The sequence below is a fragment of the Streptomyces sp. NPDC054841 genome, assembly GCF_053611045.1.
Genome location: NZ_JBSGZO010000004.1, coordinates 1 through 21,714 on the forward strand (window position 1 = coordinate 1; position 21,714 = coordinate 21,714).

The 21,714-nt window shown below is 68.2% G+C and carries 18 protein-coding genes, 2 tRNA genes and 2 pseudogenes; 6 read left to right on the plus strand and 16 right to left on the minus strand.

Annotated elements, in window-relative coordinates; translation table 11 throughout:
- Window positions 1-30: 30 nt before the first annotated feature.
- A complete protein-coding gene (locus ACWGI8_RS01115; protein WP_453657433.1) occupies window positions 31-645 on the minus strand; it encodes a hypothetical protein in 615 nt (204 codons plus the stop codon).
- A gap of 314 nt (window positions 646-959) precedes the next feature.
- Here ACWGI8_RS01115 and ACWGI8_RS01120 point away from each other — a divergent pair, with 314 nt between their 5' ends.
- On the plus strand, window positions 960-1,535 hold the full coding sequence (locus ACWGI8_RS01120; protein WP_453657435.1) for a hypothetical protein: 576 nt from the start codon (window positions 960-962) through the stop codon (window positions 1,533-1,535).
- Between the two features lie 158 nt (window positions 1,536-1,693).
- Here the strand turns inward: ACWGI8_RS01120 and ACWGI8_RS01125 are convergent, their stop codons facing one another.
- The 3 genes from ACWGI8_RS01125 to ACWGI8_RS01135 all read right to left on the minus strand — a co-directional run bounded on the left by ACWGI8_RS01125 (window position 1,694) and on the right by ACWGI8_RS01135 (window position 5,634).
- A complete protein-coding gene (locus ACWGI8_RS01125) occupies window positions 1,694-3,343 on the minus strand; it encodes a protein kinase domain-containing protein (RefSeq protein ID WP_453657437.1) in 1,650 nt (549 codons plus the stop codon).
- Between the two features lie 55 nt (window positions 3,344-3,398).
- Complete coding sequence (locus ACWGI8_RS01130) at window positions 3,399-4,400, minus strand: hypothetical protein (protein ID WP_453657439.1); 1,002 nt, start codon at window positions 4,398-4,400, stop codon at window positions 3,399-3,401.
- Window positions 4,401-5,151: 751 nt separating this feature from the next.
- Window positions 5,152-5,634, minus strand: coding sequence for a hypothetical protein (locus ACWGI8_RS01135; RefSeq protein WP_453657441.1), 483 nt, complete (start codon window positions 5,632-5,634; stop codon window positions 5,152-5,154).
- A 92-nt stretch (window positions 5,635-5,726) separates the two neighbouring features.
- Between ACWGI8_RS01135 and ACWGI8_RS01140 the strand changes: the two genes are divergently transcribed.
- Together ACWGI8_RS01140 and ACWGI8_RS01145 are read left to right on the plus strand one after the other, a co-directional pair.
- Window positions 5,727-5,821, plus strand: a tRNA-Ser gene (locus tag ACWGI8_RS01140).
- Between the two features lie 240 nt (window positions 5,822-6,061).
- Window positions 6,062-7,223, plus strand: a pseudogene (locus ACWGI8_RS01145) (tyrosine-type recombinase/integrase); the annotation flags it as partial.
- A gap of 1,303 nt (window positions 7,224-8,526) precedes the next feature.
- Here ACWGI8_RS01145 and ACWGI8_RS01150 read toward each other — a convergent pair.
- Window positions 8,527-8,940, minus strand: a pseudogene (locus ACWGI8_RS01150) (pyridoxal-dependent decarboxylase); the annotation flags it as partial.
- Window positions 8,941-9,024: 84 nt separating this feature from the next.
- Here ACWGI8_RS01150 and ACWGI8_RS01155 point away from each other — a divergent pair.
- Window positions 9,025-9,867 (plus strand): hypothetical protein, encoded by an 843-nt coding sequence (locus tag ACWGI8_RS01155; protein WP_453657443.1) that lies wholly within the window; start codon window positions 9,025-9,027, stop codon window positions 9,865-9,867.
- A gap of 346 nt (window positions 9,868-10,213) precedes the next feature.
- Here the strand turns inward: ACWGI8_RS01155 and ACWGI8_RS01160 are convergent, their stop codons facing one another.
- From ACWGI8_RS01160 to ACWGI8_RS01180, 5 genes are all read right to left on the minus strand, one after another.
- Entirely contained in the window at window positions 10,214-10,525 is a 312-nt protein-coding gene (locus tag ACWGI8_RS01160; protein WP_453657445.1) for a hypothetical protein, read from the minus strand.
- 111 nt (window positions 10,526-10,636) lie between these two features.
- A complete protein-coding gene (locus ACWGI8_RS01165; protein WP_453657447.1) occupies window positions 10,637-10,999 on the minus strand; it encodes a glutamate ligase domain-containing protein in 363 nt (120 codons plus the stop codon).
- The gene (locus ACWGI8_RS01170; RefSeq protein WP_453657449.1) at window positions 10,999-12,072 is read right to left on the minus strand and encodes a D-alanine--D-alanine ligase family protein; all 1,074 of its coding nucleotides are present in this window, start codon (window positions 12,070-12,072) and stop codon (window positions 10,999-11,001) included. Before ACWGI8_RS01170 ends, ACWGI8_RS01165 begins: the two co-directional genes overlap by 1 nt.
- Window positions 12,073-12,143: 71 nt before the next feature.
- Window positions 12,144-13,595, minus strand: coding sequence for an AAA family ATPase (locus ACWGI8_RS01175; protein ID WP_453657557.1), 1,452 nt, complete (start codon window positions 13,593-13,595; stop codon window positions 12,144-12,146).
- Window positions 13,596-14,010: 415 nt separating this feature from the next.
- On the minus strand, window positions 14,011-15,408 hold the full coding sequence (locus ACWGI8_RS01180; protein ID WP_453657451.1) for a DUF2786 domain-containing protein: 1,398 nt from the start codon (window positions 15,406-15,408) through the stop codon (window positions 14,011-14,013).
- Between the two features lie 103 nt (window positions 15,409-15,511).
- Here ACWGI8_RS01180 and ACWGI8_RS01185 point away from each other — a divergent pair, with 103 nt between their 5' ends.
- Window positions 15,512-16,333, plus strand: a complete 822-nt coding sequence (locus ACWGI8_RS01185) for a hypothetical protein (RefSeq protein ID WP_453657453.1) — start codon at window positions 15,512-15,514, stop codon at window positions 16,331-16,333.
- Between the two features lie 274 nt (window positions 16,334-16,607).
- Here ACWGI8_RS01185 and ACWGI8_RS01190 read toward each other — a convergent pair.
- From ACWGI8_RS01190 to ACWGI8_RS01210, 5 genes are all read right to left on the minus strand, one after another.
- Window positions 16,608-16,683, minus strand: a tRNA-Arg gene (locus tag ACWGI8_RS01190).
- Between the two features lie 177 nt (window positions 16,684-16,860).
- Window positions 16,861-17,403, minus strand: a complete 543-nt coding sequence (locus ACWGI8_RS01195; RefSeq protein ID WP_453657455.1) for a hypothetical protein — start codon at window positions 17,401-17,403, stop codon at window positions 16,861-16,863.
- Window positions 17,385-18,263: a hypothetical protein gene (locus ACWGI8_RS01200; RefSeq protein WP_453657457.1), complete on the minus strand. Its 879-nt coding sequence runs from the start codon at window positions 18,261-18,263 to the stop codon at window positions 17,385-17,387. Before ACWGI8_RS01200 ends, ACWGI8_RS01195 begins: the two co-directional genes overlap by 19 nt.
- Before the next feature lie 74 nt (window positions 18,264-18,337).
- The gene (locus tag ACWGI8_RS01205) at window positions 18,338-18,661 is read right to left on the minus strand and encodes a hypothetical protein (RefSeq protein WP_453657459.1); all 324 of its coding nucleotides are present in this window, start codon (window positions 18,659-18,661) and stop codon (window positions 18,338-18,340) included.
- 200 nt (window positions 18,662-18,861) lie between these two features.
- Window positions 18,862-19,785 carry a hypothetical protein gene (locus ACWGI8_RS01210; protein WP_453657461.1) on the minus strand — a complete coding sequence of 308 codons (924 nt, stop codon included), beginning with the start codon at window positions 19,783-19,785 and terminating at the stop codon, window positions 18,862-18,864.
- Between the two features lie 216 nt (window positions 19,786-20,001).
- Between ACWGI8_RS01210 and ACWGI8_RS01215 the strand changes: the two genes are divergently transcribed.
- Window positions 20,002-20,292, plus strand: coding sequence for a helix-turn-helix domain-containing protein (locus ACWGI8_RS01215; RefSeq protein ID WP_453657463.1), 291 nt, complete (start codon window positions 20,002-20,004; stop codon window positions 20,290-20,292).
- A 230-nt stretch (window positions 20,293-20,522) separates the two neighbouring features.
- On the opposite strand, the gene ACWGI8_RS01220 is transcribed toward ACWGI8_RS01215, so the two are convergent.
- Window positions 20,523-21,149 carry a hypothetical protein gene (locus tag ACWGI8_RS01220; RefSeq protein WP_453657465.1) on the minus strand — a complete coding sequence of 209 codons (627 nt, stop codon included), beginning with the start codon at window positions 21,147-21,149 and terminating at the stop codon, window positions 20,523-20,525.
- Window positions 21,150-21,714 lie beyond the last annotated feature (565 nt).

A 21,714-nucleotide genomic window follows, 5' to 3' on the forward strand; every position in this document is an offset into this window, starting at 1 on the left:
CTCGCGCCCTCGCTCCCGTCCGAAGGAGGGTCAGTTCTTGACCGGCCACTCCAGCGGTTCCTTGTAGTAGCCCCGGGTCAGCTCCACCGCGGCGGCCTTCTGGCCCTCCGGGATGAGGAAGGCGGTGCAGATCTTCTCCGACTGGCCCGCGGCCAGCTTCTTTCCGGAGTCCGCCGCCGGGCAGTTGGGCCACTTCGCCTCGCCCATGATGACGATGAGTGCACGGGTGCGCTGGCCCGTGTCCGTCCTGACGGCCAGGTCGCCGTCCATGTCGCCGATCTCCATGGCCTTGCCGCTCTTGTGGGTGAGCGTCGACCAGACGTAGACGGGGACCTGCGGGCCGTCCTTCTTGTCCTTCTCCAGGCCGGAGTTGTCCATGTCGGCCTTGGTGCCGGTCTGCACCTTGGTCGGTGTGACCGTGTACTTGGCACCCGACGATGCCTTCATGTCGCTTTCCTGCTCCGGGCTGGCCTCACCCAGGCGGAACGTCTTCTTCTCGTCGGACGCGCCCGAACCGGACGCGGACGCCTGGGAGCCGGAGCCGCCCCGCTTCTTCCCCGAACCCGAGTCGTTGCAGCCGGTCAGCGCCAAGGCCAGGGCCAGAGCACCCGCCGCCGCCGGTACGGCGCGAGTCCACGTACGCATCTCGTTCTCACTTTCCCCGTTGAATGTCCCGTTGCCCGGCCGGGGCAGCTCGCCCGCACGACCGGACCGTCGATCTCCCGCCGATCCTGCCAGAAAGGGATCATCGTCCTCACAAGAGGGCCGCACCCCGGCGGCCGACCGGCCGCCGGGTCGAGGCGGACGGCAGATTCCCGCGCCCACCCCGAAGCCTCCGCTCCGCTCCGCGCATCATCAGAATTGCATCCGCATTGCAGCGCCTTCCGAGATGGTTTGCGAGCGCGGCGGCCGTCCAAGGGGGAACGGCCGCCGCCCCAGTCCGTGGAAGGGGCGCGAACGTGACCGTCAGCGACCGTTCTCTCACGACGTTGCTGAAACAGCGGATGCTCTTCCTCACGCGGGAGCGGAGCGATGCCGCCGAGATCGTGTACGTATGCGTGGACGACGGGCTCCCCGGCGGCTATCCGGTCGGCTACGTCATGCCGTCCCGTGCGGGGACCTGGTTCGCGTACGCCCGGGTCCGCCCCGGCCGCGTCTTCGCCTGCGATCAGGTGGACGCCGGCCTGTTGAGCATCGATGCGGCCGTACGCGCAGTCCTCGACCACGCCCGCTACGGGGACGTCCTGTACGCCCTGGAACGGGGAGTTGGCTCCGACGCCACGTACACCACCGTGTTGCACCCGGACCATGCCGCCTGGCTCGCCGCGCTCGACGAGCCCGAAGGCATCACCCACCTCGGCGACGGCAGGGTCCGCCTCACCGGTCCCGCCGTCGCGTACCTGCGCGGTCTGCCGGAACGCCTCGGCTGCCACGTGGACGACGAGGACCGGATCTGGCTGGCGGGGGAGTCGTACCGGTTGATCCGCGAGCCCCGGCACACCGGCGAGGCGCGCCCGGGAGGCCTGCGCAGTTGAGTGCGTATCCGTGCTTCGGGGCTACGGATGGCCGGCTCCGGTCGCACCGCCTAGGTTCGCCGTACCCACAGGCGTCTGCCGCGTCTGTGAGCTGTCGAGGATCCGGTCATCGGCACCCCGCCCGCCGGGATCATCAGCTCCAGTTGAACCACCCGCGTCTATCCGTGCTTTATCCGAGTGGGGGAGAAACTCTCCCGAGCCGCATCAAAGTGTCTTCGGATACTGGGGGCTGCGCTGTCGGGTCCGGCGACCCAGAAGTCGTAAGTCCGCCCGTTCTTGGTGTATCGCAGATCGATCGAGCGACGGCGAACGCCTGAGGCGGCGTCGTACCAAGTGAACTCCCAGACAGCGGCAGGTGCGCCGTTGTGCTCGAGCCGCTCCAGGCGGACTCGCCGGTATTTCGGGTAGTCGCCGGCCGCCGAGGTGCCGGTGCCGTCGTTGTCCTGTGCCGAGAGTTCGGCATACGGGTCTCCCTTGCCGTCAGGCGGATTCAGATGGACGCCGAGCCCATAGGCTTTGTCCGCCGAGTAGTAGAAGATGCGGCGCTTGTCCGCATACGGCCCGGTCCAGTCTTTGCCGATCTCCACGGTGAATCCGGCCGGATCGCTGATCGCGCGGAACCCGGGGCGGGCGGCTGTCGGTGAAACCGGCGGTGTGGCTTGGCTGCTGGGGGGAGTCGAGGACCGTTTGGCCAGCAGGGGAGGCACGGCATAGACACCTGCGGCGGCGAGGGCGATGACCGTCGAGCCAATGAGTGCACGGGCGATCCAGCGGCGGGAGGCGCGACCGGGAACTTGTGCCGGGTCTGTGTCTTCGGGCCGGACGGGTCTGTGCCGGTCGGCCGGAGGGGCGGTGGGCCGGCGTTCCTCGGAGGCCATGCCGGTTCCGAACTCGGGTCGCCGCCGGTCGCCGGGGACACGAGCGGATGTGGCGGTATGGATCGGCGCCTTTGTGCGGAGTGTGAGTCCGTGTGGCGACGGCGCGTCGGGGCGCTCGGCGGCAATCAGCAGGGACCGGGCCGCTGATGCCGTGATCCGCTGCGCCGGGTCCTTGATGAGCAGGCCGTCGATGACCTCGCCGAGGCGACCGGCGTTCCGGGGCGGGTCGTACGTGCCGTCGAGCACGGCATGGAGGGTGGCGAACTCGCTGTTGCGGCGGAACGGGGAGCGTCCCTCGACCATTTCGTAGAGGGTTGCTCCCAGGGACCACAGATCACATGCCGGTACGGCTCTCAGACCCTGGACGCGTTCGGGCGACAGGTAGTCGAGTGTGCCGATCATCGCGCCGGGCACGGTCAGGGTGTCTGCGCCGGCCACCGCGGCGATGCCGAAGTCGGTCAGAACGGTACGGCCGTCAGGCCGGGCCAGCAGAAGATTGGACGGTTTCACATCGCGGTGCACCACACCGGACGCGTGGGCCGCGATCAGCCCGTCCAGTGCCTCGCGGGCGATGCGAGCGGCATCGCCGACCGTCACGCGACCGACCGTCAGTTCCTCCGCGAGGGAACGTCCCGCCACGAGTTCCATGATGATCCACGGCCGGTCGTCGTCCATGACGACGTCGTGAATCTCGACCACGTTCCGGTGCTGGACCAGTGCCGCAGCCCTGGCCTCCCGCAGCGCCCGCTCCGCCCGTCGACGCCACTCTTCGGGGTCGAGATCGACGCGTGCGCGGATCTCCTTGACCGCGACCGCACGCCCCAGCTTCACGTCCTGGGCCGCCCATACCGCCCCCATGGCTCCGCGTCCGATCAGCTCGTTCAGCTGATAGCGGCCCGCGGCCAAGCCCCCAACTTCCGGTTCGGCCATTCCCCGTCCCCACGCCTGCTGTGCCCCGTGGCCATGCCGGGACTGTTACCTGCCGTCAGGCCTTCGATCTGCCGAGATTCTGCCTCAATTCACCGAACCAGTATGCCCGGGGTTGTACATAAGGACCGGCTCGGCGACAGCACCCGTCGAATCCAGGAGCGGTTCGGCTCCCCACCGATTGCCGGCCTCCACTGTGGGGTTCGGGTTCGCCGCCTTCAGCGCGGCCACCGGAGTCTGATCGGCACCCGTCATGCCGGGCCTCCGCATCCGCGGGGGATGGTTCAAGCGCAACAGCGAACTTCGCCGCACCCTGGAAATTGTGTGCAGGCGCGTTGGCGCGTTGTGCCTTCTGCAGCCGCTCGACCTGCCGGTTGACCAGATCGGCGGGGAAGGACGCGCTGCCGCCGATGTTCAGCTTGTGGAACGTCACGATGGTGTTCCCGGCCCGCACGACGGTGAACTGCTCATAGCGGTCCCCGGGGTACTTAGGGCCCATGGGGATGGTCTCCCGGAATCGCACGGCTTCATCCCCGGCTCCCGGGGCCTGTTCCATCGTCACCGTGGCCTTGACCTTCCCTACCCAGCCTGTGCCCTCATACGAGCGGCAGGAGCCAAGTGCCTGCTTGAGCTGGGCGAAGACCTGCTGGGCCTTCCCGTCGTCGTAGGCGGCAAGCGTCGAGCCGCCTCCCCAGATGTCGCCCTTCCAGTTGAAGACCTGCAAGACGACGGTGGATGCGCGCTCCCCGCTGCGGATGTCGAGCATGGTCTGGCAAGCGGGTTCGGACACCGGCGGGAAGGAGCGCCTTTCGTCCTTCGGCTGGGGGTCCTGCACCGGAATCCCAGCCTCATGTGCCCCTGCAACCTCGCCGTCCTTGAAGGTGAGCGCCCTCAGCTGCTCCCTCGTCAGAGGTGCTACGGCGGCCTTGTCCGTCGCGGTCGCCCGCGGTACCACCGAGGCTGGTCGCGCATCTGGTTGTGCGGAACACCCGGAGGTCATCAGCACACCGGCAATCACAGTGACGAGCGCCGGCACAGGCCGCAGCGCGCGGACGTACATGGATGTCCCCCCAAGGACTCTGTGGATGAGGGCGCTGACGGTAGCCGTGCTGGGTCATCCATGGCCAGGGACTTCCTATGAGTTAGAAGATCCGGCCCGGTGAGGTCGGGGCGACTGCCTGCCCCTCGAGGATCGAAGACGTGTCCTTGCCGCGAAGCAACTAGGGTGTGGGCTCAGCCATGGGCGGGTGCCGCTTCGAGCTGCTGCGATGGTCCGTAGGTGTGCGTGGGCGTTCGCTGCTGTCCGCCTGCGTTGTCACGCAGTTAGACACTCAGAGCGTTGGGCTTCGACCGTCTCACCTTCAGATCCGTAGCTCTGGCCGGATCGGTCAGCGACGGCCATCCCGGTCGCTGCACGGCCCTGGAGGGACGCTACCGCACGGGAGCGGTTGCTGGGGTTGCGGTACTGCGCTGCTGTACGCCTATGGTGACTCGGTGGTCTTGCGGCTCCGGCGAGGCAATCCGCGGTAGATCACCCAGAGGCTGACCAGAACCAGTAGCGCTCCTCCGATTGGCCAGCCCACTGATCCGCCGGCGCGGTAGTCCCTGATGCCGATCACGAGCAGGAGGGCAGCCGGGATCAGCCCTGCCCAGTCGAGGGCTCTGCTCAATCTCGTGGGAATCGAAGGCTCGGTCACAGCCTGATCCTGGCAGGCGCTTGCGCCCCTCACCAGGTATGAGCGCGCCGTGCCGGTGCACCAATGACATCAACCGGCAGCGTCTGTGTGGCGCCTCGCACCTGACCAAGCGGTTCACACGAGCGGGGAGGCTGAGACGAAATCTTCGCCGCCGTAGAGAGATTCATAGCGGATCTCAAACCGCAGCCGCCGCAGGATCAAATCACCGAACTCAGCATGCTGATCTCGGTCGAAGGGAGCGAGCCTCAGCAGAAAAACGCTCTGCCCGGACAGCAGCACCGCACCACCGGACAGCGCGAACTTCTGGACACCGTCCGGCGCCTGTGCCAAGACGCGGTCGAAGATCGGCCTGGCCCACTCCCCGATGTACTCGCCGTCGAGGTAGACCAGGGTCCGGGTCACGATGGCGGGGCCGAGCCCTGCGTTGATCAGCTCGATGCCTGCTTGATGAGCGACACCATCCCGTATCTGCCGTAGCTGGAGAAGGGGACGTACGGACTGTCTGTTGTGTCGCATACTCAGGCGCGACTGGACGACTGAGACGTAGAGTGAGCCCATCGCGATCACCGTCGCTGCCCCGGCGACTATGGTTTCCACGTCCACCCTCCCCAAGGCGTCCCTATCGCAAGGGCAGAGGTACCCGATCAGCGGCCGTTTGATTCCACGCGTACTGCGACAAGTGCGGTTGGGTCGCTGGAGGTTCAATTGGCCAAGTCGAGCCGTCAGCGATCTTGAAAACCGTCGTGGCGGCGACGTCGCCGTGGGTTCAAATCCCACGGCGACGTCACCGTGGGTTCAAATCCCACACCCACCGCAAATGAACGGCCCCTGACCAGCCAACTTGGTCGGGGACCGTACTCGTGGGCGTCGCCCGCCAGCGACCGCTGTTCCCCGCTGTTTCCCGACCGAACGGGCACGGGAGGGGCACGGAACGTGGAGCATGCGCATACGTGCTCTACAACTTGTCGTCCCGCTCCAGGATCAGGCTGATCGAGCCGCCTTCGAGATTGATGCCGCCGTCAAGATGTTCGTGCTACCCGTCCCGAAGTTCCGGATCGGCGAGACCAAGGAGCCGCTCGGCCAAGTCCCCAATGGCGCGGGCACGATCACCAAGCGCAAGGACGGCCGCTATCAGGCCGCCGTCTACGTTCTCCAGCCGGACGGAACCGGGGCCCGCAAGTTCGCCTACGGCAAGACCTGGACCCAGTGCGACGCCAAGCGCCGCGAACTCCTCGACAAGGTCGACCAGGGCGTGCCCGTGCCCACTCGTTCGGCCCGACTCTCGGAGTGGCTGCCGTACTGGCTGGACAACATCGTCAAGCCCCGGCGCAAGCTGAGCACGTACGACAAGTACGAAGCTCACGTGCGGCTCCACCTGGTGCCCATGCTGGGCTCGAAGCGACTGGAATCCCTCGGCGTCGCCGATGTCCGGCGCTTCATCGTCCAGTTGGAGAACAGGACAACCGCGGCCACTGCCAAGGAGTCTCACCGCGTGCTGCGCACGGCTCTCAGCGCCGCCTGCCGCGAGGAACTGGTGACCCGGAACGTGGCCGCCCTCGTTGAGCCGCCGCGTGCCAAGTGCCGGGAGCTGAGCCCCTGGACGCTCGACGAAACCCTGGATTTTCTCGCCGCCGCCCGTAAGGACCCGCTGTACGCGGCCTTCGTGCTCGCCATCGCCATGGGCCTCCGCCGGGGCGAGATCGTCGGTCTCCGCTGGACCGATGTCGACCTGGACAACCGCGTGATCTACGTCCGGCAGCAGACGCAGCGGCGGCGCGGAGTCCTCTACGACGACGAGACCAAGAACCGCCGCCGTCGTGCGCTGCCGCTCCCGGCGATGTGCATCCCGCCGCTGCGCTGGCATCGGATGCGCCAGGCGGCCGCGAAGCAGCGTGCGGGGGAGTCCTGGGACGAGAACGGCCACGTCTTCACCACCCGCACGGGCCGCCCGGTCGAGCCGCGCAACGTGTATCGCTCCTTCACCCGCGTCGCTGACTCCGCCGGCCTCCGCGTCGTCCGGCTGCACGACGCCCGGCACGGCTGCGCCACGCTCCTCACCACGGCCGGGGTCGCGCCCCGCGTCGTGATGGAGATCCTCGGGGCACAGCCAGATCAGCATCACCATGGACGTCTACACGCACGTCGTCCACGACACGCAGCGCGAAGCGATGCAAGCTCGGAGCCGGGGAACTTGGTTATTTGGAACCGGTGTTGGACGCCGGAGCCGGGCTCCGTGGTCGGCTGCGACGCCAGCGAGCCCGGCAGCGGGCTGGACCTGGAGCTATTGCGCCGCCTGGGCACCAAGACCACGGTGGTGTCCTCCACCGGCATGCGTTCCAGGTCGGTGCAGAGCTGGACCTGGCAGCGCGCGCAGCCCGCCGGTGGCCGCACCCGCCAGGATGCCAGCCGGACATGGATCATCTGCATACACGACCTCCATCCCTCGGCCGGCGGGGGCATCGAGGCGCCGCGGTGCCCGTACACCAGGTTGGGGCCTATCTGTGCCCGACCGACAACAGTCAGTAGCGCCCGCAGGGGACCGTTTCCGACACGGTGCGGGACACTTTCACCACAACCGGTCGCTGAGGTCACTGGTCGCCGAACTGTCCAGCACCGCCCCCGGCGTTGGGATGACAAGGCACCCGCTCGCAGGCGGCGATTCCCCGCCGCAGTAGACCGTGTTTCCGGGCCGCTCCCCCCCAGGATGCCGATGGGTAAAGGTGCGACTAGCGTCTACAAGTGAGAGCCGCAACCGGGCACGTTCCGTGCGGCGGGATCTCCACAGCGGGGACCGCGGCTGCAGCGCTCACCCGCGGAACCTTACGCGGACGGCACAGCGGCGCCGGGGACCGAGACGTGCTCCTCATAGCCATTGCGGCCACGCATATGACCGTGCCGCACACTTCCTCTGGCGGCCGCGGCCATCAATTTCGCGCGTTCCAAACGACGCGAGAAGATGGGAAAGAAGGTATACCAATGCGAGCCCAGCGCGTGAAGCGTCTGTTCGCGGTGTCCGCAGCCGGTGTTCTCATGGCCGGTGGCGCGGCGATCGGCGCTACGGGGTCCGCTTCGGCCCACGACTCCAGTGGCAACTCCGACTACTACTTCAGTCGCGACTGTGACGACTCGTGGAACGACGACGGTTGCGACAATGGCTACGGCGACGACGGTTACGGCGACGACGGTTACAACGGCGACCGTGACAACGGTGGCGGCGGCAACGGCGGCGACCACGGCGGCAACGGTGGCGGCGACCACGGCGGCAACGGCGGCGACCACGGCGGCAACGGCGGCAACGGCGGCAACGGCGGCGGAGGGGGAGGGCGCTGACCATACCCAGTGAAAGCACGTTGTGCGGCTCCCTGACCAGGGCCGCACATCGTGGTGTCCGGCAGCACGCCACCTATGTGACGGTCCGTCAGTCGGCGTTGCTCGTAGTGATGGCTCGTCAGGTAGAGGTCTGCGCACGTTGCTTGTGGCCCATCGTCCGGAGGGGACCTGCCAGCCGCGCATGCGCAGCAGGTCGGACAGGTCGTACAGGCTCCAGCTGACCGAGCCGGGATCGGTCAGCGTGTAGGAGACCGCCGGCAGTGCCCCGGTGCCGTCGTACAGCAGGGTGAAGGGGCCCATGTCGGCGACCTGCCGGGCGAGGTGCTGCGCCGTGTCGGCGCATGCCTGGTAGACGCGCCGGTACCCCTCGCGGCCCAGGCGCAGGAACATGAAGTACTGGGCGATGACCTGCCCGCCGGGGCGGGAGAAGTTCAGGGCGAGGGTGGGCATGTCGCCGCCGAGATAGTCGACATGGAAGACAAGGTCCTCCGGCAGGGCCGCTTTGTCGCGCCACAGGGCCATCCCGCCCGCATGAGCCGGCCGCGCCCCGCTTCCCGCCGCCGAGACCCCTGCCGTACCGCCGCAGGCTGCAGCGACGGCTCGGCGGGTCGGCGTTGCGCCCGCCTTCCGATCCTGCCCGAGGTCTAGGCTCGGCCCGTGGGGCAGCCTGAGGAGCGCGCCGAGGGCGCGGGACCGTTCACCACCCGGCTCACCTGGCACCTTCCCGGCGGCGGCACCGCCGTGTGGGAGTCCCGGCTCGCGCGGCGGCGCGGAGTGCTTGCCGTCCGTCCCCTCGGTGCGGCGGCCACTCGGCACACCCGTGCGGACGCCGTGGCCCTCACCCGGCTGCGCAGACTCAATGCCATCGCCGCGATCGCCTTCGTCATCGGCGGGGCCCTCTTCGCGGCCGGCGCGGCCGTCGCCCAGTTCGGCTCCGGCGGCGGCACCGAGTGCGCCTCGATCTACTTCGCGGGCGGCCTGTTCTTCAACACCGGCGGGTACGTCTCGCTGCTCCAGGTGATCAACGCGCCCCGCCACGTCGGCGGCGGCGAAGGCCGGCTGGTCACTCGCCGCTGGCACTGGTGGAGTTACGAGCCGATGCGGGTGGACTGGCTGAGCACGTCCGTCCTCTTCGCGGGTACCCTCGTCTTCGCCGTCAACCTGCTGGACTCCTTCCTGCGGGGCCTGAACGTCCAGCAGGTCAACCGGCTGATCTGGGCGCCCGACGTGATCGGCTGCGTCCTCTTCCTGGTCTCCGGCCACCTGGCCTTCGTCGAGATCTGCCACGGCCGACCATGCGCCCGCCCGCGCAACCTCGGCTGGTGGATCGTCGCCGTCAACCAGCTCGGCTCCGTCCTGTTCATGGTCTCTGCGCTCGCGGCCTTCACGCGCCCCGCCACCGGCAACCTGGTCAACGCCGACATCGCCAACTGGGGCACCCTCACCGGCGCCCTGTGCTTCTCCCTCGCCGGCCTCCTCCAACTCGGCGAACACCCATAGGCAGGGACGGCTTCGGCATGGAAGACGACATGCTCCGCTCCTTCCGCGCCCACGTCAGCCACCAGCGCGCCGCCCTGGCCGCTCTGAAAGGCGAGGAGCACGAGCGCTGGAAAGCCGAGGCGCGCCACCAAGACAGTGGTGGGTCAGCCCGGCATCCGCTGGTGCACCGACCAGGCGGTGGTTCGGCTCAGACCACCCACTCCACCTCTCAGCGGACGCCCGGAGCCAGTCCGTATCGGAGAGTCCGGCGAGGAGCCCGTGCGTCTCGGCGCTACCTCCGGCGGATGCGCGGCTACTTCGAAGGGTCTTCGATGGCCTCGAAGATGTCGGCGTCGGTCTCGTTCTGTCAGTCGGGCAGGCCGGGCCAGTCGGCGACGTAGCCGGGCTTGGGGTCCTCGAGGTGTTTGTACATCTGGGCGGTCCAGCAGGTGGCGACGAAGCGGCTCTTCTGCTCGCGGGTGAGGCGGGAGGCGTGGCGGTCGCTGAGGTCGAGGAACTGGCGTACCTGGTCGTGGACGGCGCCCGCCGCCTGGCGCGCCCACTCCGGGGTCTCTTCCCAGGGGGTGACGTAGCCGGGCTTGGGTTCGCCGGGGAAGTGCTTGCGCACACCGGTGATCCAAGCCTCGCGGAACAGTCGTGCGCCCTCGGTCTGCGACATGCCTTCCCTTCTCGTCACGTCGTGCTCAATGCGTCGATCTCGGTGCCCAGTTCGACCACACGGGCATCGTGGGTGAGGAGGTCGAGGTCGGTTCGTAGCCTCGGAGCCGGTTCACAGGCCCGTGACGGCCTGCCCGGTGAGCGCTTGGGCAATCTGCCAAAGCTGCCCGCCGCGGGACCCCTTCACGAGCAGAACGTCATTGGGGCGGAGGATGGATTCGAGGTAGGCGGCAGCGATGGCGTTGTCGCCTACCATCGCAATGTCCGGAACCCCTGCCGCGCCTGCCGAGAGAGCCAGTTGCTTGCCGAGGTCTCCGCCGACTGCCACGACGAGATCGACGCCGTTCTCGGCCGCCATGCGCCCAACCTTGCGGTGAGCTTCAACGGCCTCGTCCCCCAGCTCCAGCATCTCTCCGAGTACGGCGATCCTCCGGGCGCCTGGAGCCTTGGTCGTCTCGCCGTCTGCCTCGGACATCAAGACTCTCCGTTGTGAATCAGGGGAGCGAAGGTGATCGCGCGGCCGGTGTAGGAAGGGGACAAGCAGTTGAGGCGGATGCGATCGTGCGTCTGGCCCCAGGCTGACGGGTCTCGGATGAAGATCGTCGGGTCGGGGCCGTCCTCGTAGCCGCGAAGGATGACGAGGTGGCCGCCTGAACGGCCGTCGTCGGGGAACTGCTCGGTCACGGACACGATGAGCGGCTCGCCTTCCTCGGTGAGGATGAAGTCGATACGGGCTGAACCACGCAGCCCGATCCCGTCCCACAGCGTTCGGACATCCCTTGTGATCTTGTCCAGCACATCGGGCGCCAGCTCGGCGGCGCGCACGGCGACGGTGCTCCTAGAGTCCACATCGAGCTTGGTGTCGGCGTCGTAGAACTCGACTTCGGTGGCTTCGGTGGCCAGCGGCGGGAGGACGATGACGGAGTCGCCCGGAACCTCCAGCAACCCCACGGTCAGCGGCGTGCCGCTCACGTAGTCCTCTACGAGCACGGCCGCGCCCTCGTCGCCAGCAGCGTTTGCCAGGGCGCCGGGCAGCTCGAACGGGTCGTGTACGAGGCTCATGCCCACGCTGGACCCGCCGAAGGGCGGCTTGACCATCACGGGGCGCCCGTTCGAGGTCGCCGGGCCGCCGGTCCAGACGTGCCAGCCGGGCGTAGGGACGCCGAGGGTCATCATCACCCGCTTGCACAGGATCTTGTCGGCGGCCACCGCGGATGCTCCGACTCCGCTGCCGCAATAGGGCACGCGAAGGTAGTCGAGCAGGCCCTGCAACCGGCCGTCCTCACCGTACGGCCCGTGGAGGTTCGAGAGGGCCACGTCGTACCCGACCAGATCCATGATGAAGTCCGGTTCGCACGGGTCCAACACCTTCCAGCGGGCGCCGGTCTCCTCCAGCGCCTCGGCCAGGGCGGTGACGGATCGCTGTTCGACGGGGCACTTCGAGTGGTAGAGCCTGTCCTCGGCGGACACGGGTCCGTAGATCAGGGCGACGCCGAGGCCCTGGCGGCTCTGCCCCCATGTGCGAAGCTCCTCGGCGGCCTTCTGCACCGCGAGGTCCGAGCTGGGGCGGTGGAGGCCATGTTCCCCCTACAGGGGCGGTGCCATGGCAATCCTCACTGTCAGTCGCCGCGATAGAGACGAACTGGATCGATCAGCTGGATGGCGGGGTCGTTCGCGGCGAGGTGGCGCAGTTCGTCGGTGAAGCCGGTCCCGCTGTAGCACTGCAGCCGGGTGACGTCGGTGGCGGTGCCGCGCGCGGTGAGGAGAGCACGGATGTGCTGGAGACGTTCGAGGTGGCCCTTTCCCATGACGTCGTTCCATTTGGCTTCGCCGATGGCGAGCAGTGCTTCGCGGCCGCTGTCGGTCTCGCCATGGACCGCGACGTCGACTTCGTGGCTGGTCTTCGCGGCAGGATCGTTGACGGTCCCGCTGGCGACCCTTGTGACCTGCCCGCCGTGGGTTGCGGGGGACGCGTGCCAGCGGGCCCATTCGCGGCAGACCTGTTCGAAATGCGGGCCGACAACCTTGCTGTGGAAGGTGGACTGGGCGCGGCGCCAGACGGCGGGGGCGCGTCCGGGGCGTTCCAGATCGCCCCAGGCGGGGCGCATGACCGCGTGGTAGAAGGCGATGAGAGGTTCGGCGATGCGGTAGGCGGAGCGGTTGCGGCGGAAGGCGTCGGCCTCGTGGGTGATCATGCCGACGTTCTGGAGGACGCTGAGTGGGTGGGCGAGGTCGGTGGACTTGCGGCCGAGGTAGTCGGCGATGCCGCCGCGTGCGGCGTTTCCGGCGGCGATGGCGGCCAGGACGGAGTGGTAGAGCGCGGTGTCGTGGAGTTCGGGTTCCTCTGCGAGCAGGTAGCGGGCCTCGCGGAAGAGCGGACGGGCGGGATTGAGGACGGCGCGGGTGACCCAGGCGTCGAAGTCCTGGGGCCCGGCCGGGGCGTCGCCCTGGGTGAACTCGCGGCGGTAGGCGGGGGTGCCGCCGACGATGGCATGGGTGAGCAGTGCGGTGCGCGGGTCGGTGATCTCCCAGAACTCGGCGGCGAGGCGGAAGTCCAGGGTGGGGACGACGAGTTCCAGGCCGGCGCGGCCGCGCAGCGGGGCGTTGCCGGCGAGGAGTCCGCCCATGAAGGACAGGGCGGAGCCGCACAACAGGAGCCGTACCGGGGTGTTGGTGTGCTGGGCGGCGGGGTCGAGGGCACGCTGGATGATCGAGGGGAGGGCGGGGGAGGCCTTGGCGAGGAAGGGGAACTCGTCGATGACCGCGATGGTGGGGCCGCCCCTGTCGGCGATGCGCATGAGCTCGGTGACGGCCTCGTCCCAGTGGGTGAAGCGGAACGGGGTGGGCTGGTCGCGGTGACGGGCGAGGGCTTCGCCGAACTGGCGCAGGGCGTCGGTTTCGGTGGTCTCGGTGGCGGTGAACATGAAGCCGCCGCTTGCCCGCGTGACGGCGTCCAGGAGGAAGGTCTTGCCCTGGCGGCGGCGGCCGGAGACCACGCCGAGGGTGGCGCGCGGGCCGGGCAGGGCGGCGAAGCGGGTCAGCTCGGCCCACTCGAAGTCGCGGTCGAACATCTCGGCAGGTTTGTCCACGGCACACCTCTATATGGATAGGTGCGCTTATTATATCTGGACTTATTCAAGAGTGGGCTGTCATTCGTGCGTGCGTGCCCGGCGTTGGCCCCGGACGGTGGCGAGGGCAGGGATCGGGGCGGGGGGTGGGCGGTGGTCACCGCGATCGTGGATCACCGTGGAGGCCGTCTTGCACCTTTGAAGTGCCAACCCGCCAGCGTTCGAACCGGCATCGCTGTCTCGCTGGTCGCGAACGTCGCAGCCGTTCCCTGCAGTCAGCTCACGGCGGACAGGTGATGCGCCCCGGCCGCCTGTCAGGTACGGCGGGATCCTGACGGAAGGCTGCCATTGTCATCGAGTCGGCGACCTCAGGGCGCGTGCGGACGTGTCCACGTCCCCAGTCCCACCACGGCGCGCGTCAGCGGAGCGCGTCGGCCTGGCCGTGCAGCTGCGCGCGGTTCGCGGCGACCGTACCGTGCGCCCAGCCCTCCCGGTCCCGGGCGTGGGTCTGGCTGCGGTTGTAGGACAGTTCCGCGAACCATTCGTCCACCTGGTCGTCCACCGCCTCGGCCCGGGAAGCCAGCACCGGCAGCAGCCTGGGCCCGTGGTCTTCGCCTGCCGCCTTGGTGGCCTGTCCGGTCGCCCGGCTCAGCCGCTGGGCGATCCGCGTGGCGTAGGCCGTCAGGAAGGACTGCCGGTAGGAGCGGGTGCGCGACGCTCCGTCACGGTAGGTTCGGCTTCCGGCTGCATGGAGCGCGGACTGTGCCTGCACCAGCAGCGAGGTGTACAGCAGCTCCACCGCCCGGGCGTCGGCGGCGAAGCCGACCACGGTGGAGAAGCCCAGGTTCCGCGACCACACCGTGCGGCAGCGGTTGGCCTCTGCCACCGCCTGCAGCAGGTGCACCTTCGGTTCCTCATACGGGGTGTCCACCCCGACACGCACGCCCCCCGGCACCTGCCGGGTGTCCTGCTCAGCGTCCAGCAGCGCCGCGTCGATGCTGTGCTGGGCCATGAGCTGCTGCGCCTTGGCGGTAAGAGCCTCGGCCTCCTCGGGGAACTCGGTGGACTCGGCCTTCGCCAGCAGCCCGCGGACCTTGGCCAGCACCGGAGCCTCCGCACCGCTGCCGCCGGGGGCGGTGCCGGAACCGGCCTCGCACGGGGGTGGCATCAGCTGCGGAATCTCCGGGAGGCCGCTGAGCAGGTCCAGCAGCTCCACCCATGCCCGCCCCAGTACGGTCGGCTGGCACTTCTCGCGGGCGGCCGCACCGGCCAGGTACGCGTCGTCGTCGCCCCACCACACGTCAGCGGACGGGGTTGCCAGTTGGGCTGCCCAGCGCCCGTCCAGGCCCGTGGTCGGGTACGCGCGGTGTTCGGCGGCGATCAGATCGGCCGCGAGTCGCCCGTGCCGCGCCTTGAGTTCACGCCGGGCGGTGCGCACCACATCGGCGGGCTGCCAGCCGCGGTGCCACACCGCGTGCAGTACCTCACTGCCTGCCGCCAGCACCGCGCGGCCCATGCCCGCCTTGGTGAACAGGGCGGCGGCCCGCCCCAGCGCGGCTTCGCGGCGCGCCGTGTCCGCGGGCGGGATGGCACACACCTCGTCCATGGCCTCGTCGAGCAGGTCGGCGACAGTCCGCGGGCCGCGCGGACGCGGTACGGACGCCCCGCCGCCCACCCCGCAGAAGGGATCGCCGCAGTCGCAGCCGCCGTACCCGGACGCGGCGTCGAAGGCCCGTTCCTGCTCCGCCCGGGCACGTTGCCGCGCATCGCGCTGCTTCCTCTTCGCACGCCGTCGTTCCTGGTTGCGTTTGCCCACTGCCGTACCTCATGCTCGCGGAGGTGTTGCCGTCTCCGCACCGAGCGTAGTGGCCAAGGCCGCCCGCTCGCCCACTCTCCTGGGGGTGCGCTTGAATGACCGCATGGCTGTGGTCATGGACGAGGGGACGGTGTACGCGTTCGCCGACGACACCGAGGTCACCGAGGGGCGGACCCTGCTCGCCGACGGTGCGGTGATCGAGGCGGAGAGCGAGCTCCGCGGCATCGGCGGCCTGGTGCGGGACGGCTCGGGCGCCGCTCGCGGTGTATGGGTGCAGGTCGTAGGTCGGGAACTGACGGCGGAATGCGACGGCCCGTGCGCCCTGGCGTCAGGACGCTTGTGCCGGCATGCCGTGGCACTCGCCCTGCACGCCGTCGAACGGCGCCTGCCCTGGCACGCCGCACCCGTCGACGACACCCCCTGTGCCCCCGGCGAAGCCCTGGACGCACTCACCGCCGTGGAGAAGGCCGCGGTGCTGGACCGGCTGCTGGATGCTCGGCCCGAACTGCGCGCGGAAGCAGACCAGTTGGCCGTCCACTTGCTCGCCCCGCATGCCCGCGTCGAACTGACCGCCCTTCAGGAGGGGACTGCGGCCGAGGTCGAGCAGGCCCTGCGCACCCTGGACAGCGACCATCTGAGCACCGGCTATCGCCCGGGCTTCGGGTACACCGACGTATACGAGGCCGCGAGCCGTCTGATCGAGCCGATCATCGAGCAGTACGAGGCCGATGTCCGTCGCCGTCTGGCGCTGGGCATGCCTGACGCGGCCGAGGCTGTGGCCCTCGGCGTACTCGACGGCCTGGGCGCCTGCGAAGGCGACTACGACGGCGACGAGGTGCTGTGCTACGCCGGGGAGGGTCTCGCCGAGACCTATGGGTGCAAGATCCGTGAACTGATGCGCACCGCAGGCCGAGCCGTGGAGTAGACCCGCCTTGCCCTTCATGTGTCTCACCGCGCAGCCGAGGGCTTGGCGCGGTCGCGCGTTGTTCGGGATGCACCTCGATGAACCAGGGCGGATTTCCTCGAGAACGGGCCGCGCCCCTGGCGGTCAAGACGTGGGTTGGCCATCAGATCGTTAGAGAATGTCCGAAGTGCGAATAATGTGCATTTCGATGTTCCCATGGCGTTCCCATTGCGCACCCGAAGGCCTTCCAAAGAGGTTCCCTGGAAGGCCTTCAGGGTGCTGACCTGCACTTTTGTGGTGCCCCCGGCAGGATTCGAACCTGCGACACCCGCTTTAGGAGAGCGGTGCTCTATCCCCTGAGCTACGGAGGCGGGGATCTGTCGGAAAACGTGTCTAAATCCGTTGATCGACAGTGCGGCGCCCGACCCGTGCGGGCCGGACCACCGCGGACAGTGTAGCGGGTGGCGCTTGATGGGTATCGGAGTATCGACGGTAGGTGAGGCCCCACCGGGGCCGGTCGCCGACTCAGGCCGCCTGGTGGCGGTTGATCATGACTCGGGCGACCGAATTGTTGAGCCAGGCGAAGCCGATGTAGTCAGGAGCGCCGCGTCGGCGCCGTAGGCGGGCACCCTCTTGTGCGGGTAGCTCTGGTCGAAGCGCGAGTGCTGGGACTCGCTGTCCTGGCGGAATCCCTTGAGGCGCTTGCCAGCGGGGGTGTCGGGCGGCACCTGCCGCAGGTGCTCGGTTCGGTTGAACCGCTGCCGCTTGCTGACCGGGTCCATCTGGCGATCTTCTTCGGTCTCATCGACGCGGATGCGCACCGTGTGGGGCTTCACGGCACAGGGGATGGTGAGCCGGTGGTAGAACCGGGTGCGCTTACCCGCCCGGCATTCGAGCTCCTCGACCCGTAGCGGGGTGTAGTGGGTCTGGCCATCGACGGTGATGCGGCGCTCGCAGATCCGGGCCTCGGCGACGTAGAGGTCATGGGTGCACGGCCCGTCCTGGTAGCGCTGTACTGGCTGCGGTGTGCATCCGGAGTGCTGGGTCGTGAAGACGAGCAGCCCTTCAGCGATCAGCGGAGCACGGTGCACGCCCCGCAGAGCGGCGTCGTACGTGACTGCGCGCAGGCCGGGGCGCGACGGAGGATCCTGCGGACCATCGCGACGAAGGCGCTCCCTTCGGACGCGCGGTCGGGGTCGTCTTCGGGTGACCTGTGGCGGATGGACTCCAGGGCGAGGATCACGCGACTGTGGGGCGTGTCGGAAAGCCGGATGCCTGCGGAGAGGAACTTGTTCCCGTACACCTGCCGACCGCCGCCCTCGGTGGTCGTTCCGGCGTCTTTGTCCACTCGATGGCGACGGATCTCACCAGTCACCTCGTCGACGGTTTCGTGCTCGGTGTGGGAAGAAGGGGGCGCGGCCACCGTGGCGTCTCCGTGGACGACCTGATGCCGTTCGGGTCGGACGCGGCTGACGCGGTTGCCGGTCTCCGTCATCATCCCGTGGTCCAGAGCCTGCTGGATCCAAAGATCGCGGCTGATGTCACGGACGGTGTCGTAGACGGGCTTGAGCCGGCGTTGGAAGAAGTAGTTCCAGTTGCTGCGGGAAGGGCCGACAGACTTGAGGGCGTCAGCAGTTTCGTCGCCCAGGTGGGCGCGGACCGCCTGGCGTACGGGTGCCCACCACTCCTCCTGCTGGAGATGGGCGGCGGCCGAGCGGGCGGATCCGAACAAGGAGATCGAGCGCAGGAAGATCAGGTAGATGAACGGCGGATAATGGGCAGGCCTGCCGACGCGCTGTCCTGTCGACAGAATGCGGGCCGCTGCGAAGAGGTCGGGGTTGTGGAGCAGGTACCTGAACCTCTCGCTCTGAGTGAGCGGAGGAGCTTCGCGCCCTTTGGGCGGTGGTACGTCGGCACTTGTTCCGAACGCGTCGTCCGGCACGGTACCCATGACGTAGTGCGGCCCTTTCCCGGCCGATCCGCTCTTAGAGCCCAACCGGGCCGCTCTTGTTCGCCTCCTCGAGGTCATTCGGCGTCACCTGCCTGCCCGGTGTGTTGCCAAGCAAGCCCCGCCAGTCCTGCTGCGGCATCGAGGGAAGAGAGTCCAAGCCGCCGGGCGACCTCCGACAGTTGACCTGTCTCGTCCAGGATCTGGCGGGCTACGTAGCGGGTGATGTCTCTGGGCTCGACCTTGCGTTTGCGGTTGGACAGGCCGCTGCGGCGCGCGATGTCGCTGAAGCCGGCGCCAACACTGGCTTGGGCGACGTACGGCGAAGACTTGGCGTTGGTAACGAGTCGGTGCGGGCCGTCACCGGTGCGATCGAGATAGGTGGCACGCAGCCCGAGCACGAAGGCACCCCACGTGCCCAGTGGGCAGGTGCGGGCGCAGGTCCGGGTGGCGCCCCGCGTAGTGATCTGCCGGATGGTGAGATCGAGGTCGCTGGTGGAGGCAGCTGCTGTTTCGGCGCTGTGCAGTCCGGTGAGGAGAAGGGCCAGCAGCGCGGCCCCTGGCCAAGGGATGGAGGCGCTGCCGGACCGTTCTTCCGGGGCTACGTCGTCTGGCGGCCCCTTAGCTTCGCTGTGAGTTCGGCAATGGCCCGCAGGTGACCGTGCAGGGCCAGGACCTCGTCCGCGGACAGGCGGGTCAGATCTGCGAGCAGGACGGGGGGCAGGAACAAGCTCAAAAGATCGTTGTCGTCGAAGGTCTTGTCCTGGCTCCCGAGCTTGGCAGACCTGGCGGACCCGCTCCGTGGCGGAGGAACATTGCTCCTCAGGCGGGCGGAGTCGGCAGGGCGGGTGCCATCTGCTTCATGGTCGGCTGTTGTCGGCGGATCCCGCCGTGGAGCGGATGGTGTTTCATCCGTGGGGCTGTCGAGCGGCTCGTCCTGAGGAGCTGCGCCGCCTCCGATTGTGGGCTCGCTTTCTGGCAGGTATGGCTCTCCCTCTGTATGGCGTGCACCTTCGAACCAGCCCAAGTAGCCGTCGTCTTGTGGAACGAGCATCCCTACGGCGATGAGAAGATCCAGCAGAACGTGCACCTGCTTGAGCCGACGCTCCTCGGCTCGGGCCATAAGCAGCAATTTGGCTGCCAGTCCTTCACGCGACACAGGGCCGTGGCTCAGGCGCTCGCGCACGGTGCGTCCGAACCACTGCCCCCTCCATCGTTCGCGGAGAGCCTGCAGCCCCTCCTCCTCGCTCTTCTTCCAGGCTCGGGCGACCGCCCTTCCTTTCTGGTTCGGTAGGTAGGTCGCGCGGCCGTGACCCGGCATCAATAGACCCGTGTTCATGGCGAAGATCGGGATGAGCCCGCAGTTCTTGGCCGAGAAGCCAGTGGCTTCAGCAAGTCGAACCGCATTGACGGGTACTTCCGCTGAGCATGCTGCCTTGATGACGACCAACTGCTGGTCAGCGCGCATTTTGTACGTGGGCAGTAGCTTTTCGTCGGGCCCCAGCCGCGTGCGTCCCGTCGTCATGGCCGATTACCTCCACTTCGCTGTGCCATCACCTGCTGGCCTTTCCGGATCCGGACATCGGCATGACTGCCCGCCTCCTTGCTGCTTGAATAGCATGTCGGGATGGGCTGCGCATGTCGGGGCCCCGTCCGGCACACTGGTCGCGTGCCTGGAGGAACGAGACGTGGGAAGAGGCCGTGCGAGTACGCCGTTGTCGGCGAGTGGCCGAACGCGGTGATGGACGGATACCGGCCTGCCCAGGTGGGCCAGGCGATTGCGCGGGCACTGGCGGAAACCATGGAGCGTCGGAAGCTCAGCGCAAATGCGCTGGCCGCGGCCTCGGGTGTCAACCGGCAGGTGATCTCGAACATCCTCGCCGGTACGTCGTGGCCGGACATGATGACGGTGGCCAATCTTGAAGCAGCGCTTGGCGAGATGCTCTGGCCGCAGCACGTTGACTGGCCGCTTGACGAGAACGGTGTGCGTCATCAGCCACTGCCGCCGCGGTCTTCCGGCGACGCCGACTAACTCGACGCGGACGCCTCGCAGTCCGTGAGCCGACAACGCATGCGATAACAGCATGAGTGATCGACCTTTTGGCGCAAGAGATTGGCCGAACACCCTCATCGACGCCGCAGTGAACCACTAGCGTCGAAGGTGACGGCTTGCCCGTCGTGAGACCGCCGCCCCGCGCCACGGCGCTGGCCTCCAAACCCTGCCGGGCGTGGGACGGCGGTCGCTCATTTGGGTGCACCCTTCTAGGCGGCCTCCCATGCGCCGGCCAGGCGGTAGAGCGAGCGGATGCCGTCAGCGCCGCGGATCTTCCGCAAGGCTTGTCTCTTGGACAGGCTCTCCAGCAATGTTCGAGTCCGACTCACTGCGCCTTCCGCCTCGCCCTCCAGTTCCACCGCGACATCGCGGGGACTCCAGCCGCGCTCTGGGTCCCGCTCGATGATGCGCATCGCTGCGATGGACCGTCCCCCCGCGATGCGGACGGGGTGGCCATGCGGCGTCTCTGCGGTATGCGAGGAAGGCCCTGAGGTTTCCTCCTCCGTATCCTCCACGGGCGGCGTTTCGGCAGAGTCCGGTGCAGGCGTCGAAGAGCCGGTCTCTCCCTGTCGTCGCGCTTCGCGTAGCCCTCGGCCCTCTTCCACAGCCGCTTGGAAACGGCTCAGGACCCCCTCGGCCTTTTCGCGGTCGGCGATGACCTGGGCGCGCTCCGCGCCCACGCGCTCCGCCTCGGTTTCAAGAGCCGTAATGCTGGCCTTGAGACGGCTCAGGTGCTCGTCCTTCGATGCGATCAGGGCGTCGCACTCGCGGAGCATCGTCTCCATGTCCTTCGCGACCCAGTCTGCGGACGGCGTGAGGCCATCGATCAGGCTCATGCCGCCACCTTAGGGGCGCTGTGGAGCGCTCGTACGCGTATCGAGGGCAGGTGCGCAGAGCTGGGCGAACCTGATCACACGGCGCCTCGCTACGACCGATGCTGTTCGCCCACTTGAGCGCCTGACCGCGCACGAATAGCGCTTGAAGCGCATAACTGCGGAGGGAAGCTGAGGTCCACCTGGCCGGGACAGGAGCGCATCTGAGGCCCGGTGAGCTCCTCGTACTGCTTGCTCATAGCGGCGGCTTCATCCAGCTCACAAAGGGTTTCCGGGATCAGGCCAAGTGCTGTCGCATGTTGCTGAGTTGGCCGTTAGCGGCAAACTCTGCCAGGAGCGACACGTCAGCGGGCAGGCGCACAACCTTGCGGTGCTGGTGCCACCGAGAGCCAGAGGCGACTTGGACGGACGGATGGTCGGCCTTGCATACGCGTGCAAAGGCGTGACCGAGCATCTGTCCACCTAAGGGCTGTCCCGTAATCCCCGGTGGATCAGCGCGCGGCGTCAGATGCGGTGCATCGCAAGGCGGAGGGTCGTCCTCATACTGGGCGTATTCGGGCGATCCGAC